The organism is Streptosporangium vulgare (genome assembly GCF_042428775.1).
In the GTDB taxonomy this organism is placed as follows: Bacteria; Actinomycetota; Actinomycetes; order Streptosporangiales; family Streptosporangiaceae; genus Streptosporangium; species Streptosporangium vulgare.
In genome coordinates this window covers 1-4219 of record NZ_JBHMBS010000074.1, presented here as the reverse complement: position 1 = coordinate 4219, position 4219 = coordinate 1, and the positions used below count along the sequence as shown (strand labels likewise).

Genomic DNA, 4219 nt, shown 5'->3' with positions numbered 1-4219 from the left:
CGGTCGCGGTGGTGGGGCATTCGCAGGGGGAGATCGCGGCGGCGGTGGTGTCGGGGGGGTTGTCGTTGGGTGATGGTGCGCGGGTGGTGGCGTTGCGCAGCCGGTTGCTGGGGGGGTTGGCGGGCCGGGGTGGGATGGCGTCGGTCGCTCTTCCGGCAGATCAGGTGGAGGAGCGGGTCGCGGGGTGGGGTGGGGTGTCGGTGGCGGCGGAGAACGGTCCGGCCTCGACGGTGGTGTCGGGGGAGGTGGGGGCGTTGGCGGGGTTTGTGGCCGGGTGTGAGGCGGCGGGGGTGCGCACGCGGGTGATCGCGGTGGATTACGCCTCGCATTCGGCGCAGATGGAGGAGATCCGCGAGGAGCTGGTCGAGGCGTTGGCGTCGGTGACTCCTTTGGTGCCGAGGGTGCCGTTCTTCTCCACGCTGAGTGGACGCTGGCTGGATGAGCCGTTGGACGGCGCGTACTGGTTTCGGAACCTGCGCGAGCGGGTGCGGTTCGCCGAAGCGACACAAGGGCTGATCGAGGCGGGGCATCGGGTGTTCGTCGAGGTGAGCCCGCACCCGGTACTGACGCTCGGCATCGAGCAGTCCCTGGAAGCCGCCGAAGTCCAAGGCGCGGCGGTAGGGACTTTGCGCCGCGACGAGGGGGGAATGGACCGGTTCCTGTTGTCGCTGGGCGAGGCGTTCGTCCACGGGGTGGAAGTGGACTGGTCCCCGGCGTTCGGAAACGCGCACCCGGACCCGGACGCCGACCTGCCCACCTACCCCTTCCAGAGAAAGCACTACTGGCTGCGGCCGGTCGAGTCCGCCGTCGCGCAGGACACCTGGGGATACGACGTCGCCTGGCATCCGGCCTCGGACACACCGGTCGAAGGCGTCCTGACCGGCGACTGGCTCGTGGTCACCCCCGCAGGCGACCACCACCACGATCCCGGTCTCGTCCGGGCGGCGGCCAAGGCACTGGAACGGCACGGAGCCCGGCCGGTGACCCTCGTCCTGGACGGCGCCACGAACCGCGACGAGGTCGTGCGGACACTCGCCGGTCGCGACCGGCCCGCGGGCATCCTCTCCCTGCTCGCCTTCGACGAGGCCCCCCACGCTCACCACCCGGCCGTGCCCGGCGGGGTGGCCGGCCTGCTGACCCTGGTCCAGGCGCTGGCCGAGACCGGGTGGGCCGTCCCGCTGTGGTCGGTCACCTCCGGTGCCGTGTCCACCGGTTCCGGAGACCCGGTGCGGCGCCCGGTCCACGCCGAGACCTGGGGGCTGGCCCGGGTGGCCGCCCTCGAACAGCCCCGCGTCTGGGGTGGTCTCGCCGACCTGCCCGAGACGCCCGACGACACCGCCTGGGACCGGCTCTGCGGAGTGCTCGCCGGGCTCGGCGACGAGGACCAGGTCGCGATCCGCGACACCGGCGTCCTGGTCCGCCGCCTGGTCAGGGCACCGCTCACCGCGCCCGCGAGGTTCCGTACGTCCGGCACCGCGCTGGTCACCGGCGGCACCGGCGCGCTGGCGCCGCACCTCGCCCGCTGGCTCGCGGCACGCGGCGCCGAGCACATCGTGCTGGCCTCCCGTCGTGGCGCCGGAGCGGAGGGGACGGACGCGCTGGCGGGCGAGCTGGCGGAGAGGGGGGTCACCGTCACGACCGTGAGCTGCGACGTCGCCGACAGGGACGCGGTCGCGGCACTGCTGGACCGGCTGCGGGCGGACGGGCACTCCCCGCGTACGGTGGTGCACGCCGCGAGCGCGGCGCGGCTGGCCTCGCTGGCGGAGACCACGGTCGAAGAGTTCGCCGACGCCGTCGCCGCCAAGGTGCACGGCGCGACACACCTGGACGAGCTGCTCGACCACGACCGGCTGGACGCGTTCGTCCTCTTCTCCTCGATCGCCGGGGTGTGGGGCAGCGGCGACCACGGCGCCTACGCCGCCGCCAACGCCTTCCTCGACGCGTACGCCGAATACGGCAGAGGCCGCCCCGGACACCGCCCGACCTCGGTCGCCTGGGGCGTCTGGGACAGCGAACGCCTCGCCGAACAGGTGGACGCGGAACGGCTCCGCCGCCAGGGCCTGCCGTCCCTCGACCCCGCGACGGCCCTGGACCGCCTGGACCGGGTCCTGACCGGCGGCGCGGCCTTCGCCGCGGTCGCCGACGTGGACTGGGAGACGTTCACCCCGGTCTTCGCCTCCGCCCGGCCCCGGCCCCTGGTCGCCGACCTCACCGGCACACGGCACGGCACCGACGGGCCCGAGGACCCGGACGCCGGCCCGGACGAGACGTACGCCCGCCGCCTGGCCGCGCTGCCGCCCGCCGAGCAGGAGCGCGAGCTGCTGCGGATGGTGATCGCCCACGTCGCGGAAGCGCTGGGCCACACCTCGCCCCGGGAGATCGGCGCGGACCGGGCGTTCAGGGAACTCGGCTTCGAGTCGCTCACCGCGGTGGAGCTGCGCAACCGGCTCAACGCCGCGACGGGCCTGCGTCTGCCGGTCACCGTGGTGTTCGAGCACGCCAACCCGGCCGCGCTGGCCGGGCACATGCGGTCGCTGCTCGTCGGCGCCGAACCGTCCCCGCACGCCGAGCTCGACCGCCTGGAGGCCGCGGTCACGTCTCTCACGGGTGAGGAGCGTTCGGTCATCGCCGAACGGCTCGCGGCCCTGCTGGCGAAACTCGGCACGGACGACGACACCCCGGGCGACGAGGAAGAAGACGACCTTTTGTCCGCGACCGACGACGAGATCTTCGATCTCATCGACCGAGAGCTCGGCGCGTAGGAATCGGGAGGGATCACGGTGGCGGACGAGGACAGGCTGCGCGAATATCTCAAGCGCGTCACCGGCGAGCTGCGCAGGGCGAACCGGCGGCTGAAGGAGACCGAGGACAGGAGCCGGGAGCCGATCGCCATCGTCGCGATGGCCTGCCGCTACCCCGGTGGCGTGCGGTCCCCGGAGGACCTGTGGGAGTTCGTCCTCGCGGGTCGCGACGCCGCCGGGGAGTTCCCCGCCGACCGGGGCTGGGACCTCGCCTCCCTGTACGACCCGGACCCCGCGACCTCGGGGAGCACCTACGCCCGCGCCGCCGGCTTCCTGGACGACGCCGACCGGTTCGACGCGGGGTTCTTCGGGATCTCTCCGCGCGAGGCGCTGGCGATGGATCCACAGCAGCGGTTGCTGCTGGAGACCTCCTGGGAGGCGTTCGAACGGGCCGGGATCGACCCGTCCTCACTGCGGGGCAGCCAGACCGGCGTCTTCGTCGGGATCAACCACCACCAGTACGGCCCCCTCTTCGAGCAGGCCCCGGCGAACCTGGAGGGTCACTTCGCGACCGGCGTCGTGCCCAGCGTCGCCTCCGGGCGGATCGCCTACACGCTCGGCCTCGAAGGTCCCGCCATCACCGTCGACACCGCCTGCTCGACGTCGCTGGTCACACTGCACCTCGCCTGCCAGGCCCTCCGCCAGTCCGACTGCTCCCTCGCGTTGAGCGGTGGCGCCACCGTGCTGTCCACCCCCGGGGCGTTCGTGGAACTCAGCCGCCAGCGCGTGCTGTCCCCCGACGGGCGGTGCAAGCCCTTCTCCGCGGACGCGGACGGCATGGGCATGGCCGAGGGCGTCGGCGTGCTCGTCCTGGAACGGCTGTCCGACGCCCTGCGCAACGGCCACCGCGTGCTGGCCGTGGTCCGCGGCTCCGCGCTCAACCAGGACGGCGCCTCCAACGGCCTGACCGCGCCCAACGGCACCGCCCAGCAGCAGGTCGTACGGCTGGCCCTGGCGAACGCCGGGCTCTCCGCCGCCGACGTCGACGCGGTCGAGACCCACGGCACCGGCACCGCCCTCGGTGACCCGGTGGAGGCCCGCGCCCTCATGGCCGCGTACGGTCGCGAGCGGCCCGCGGGCCGTCCGCTCCGGCTCGGCGCGCTGAAGTCCAACATCGGCCACACGTTGGCCGCCTCCGGCGTCGGCGGGGTCATCAAGACGGTCATGGCGCTGCGGCACGCCACTCTCCCGCGCACCCTCCACGCCGAGAACCCCACCCCGCATGTCGACTGGGCCGACGGGGGGCTGGCCCTGCTGACCGAGACGATCCCGTGGCCGGAGACCGGGGCGCCCCGGCGGGCGGGGGTGTCGTCGTTCGGGTTCAGTGGCACGAACGCGCACGTCATCGTGGAGGAGGCGCCTGTCGTCGAGGAGGAGGTCGTCGCTCCTGTCGAGGGCGGTGGGGTGGTGGTGTGGCC

At 73.6% G+C, this 4219-nt stretch carries 2 protein-coding genes; both read left to right on the top strand.

Annotated features, from left to right (window positions below):
* Positions 1-2762, top strand: a 2762-nt coding sequence (locus ACFFRH_RS43950; protein WP_386164110.1) for a type I polyketide synthase, incomplete at its 5' end; no start/stop codon positions are given.
* A gap of 18 nt (positions 2763-2780) precedes the next feature.
* On the top strand, positions 2781-4219 hold a 1439-nt coding region (locus ACFFRH_RS43945), incomplete at its 3' end, for a type I polyketide synthase (RefSeq protein ID WP_386164108.1).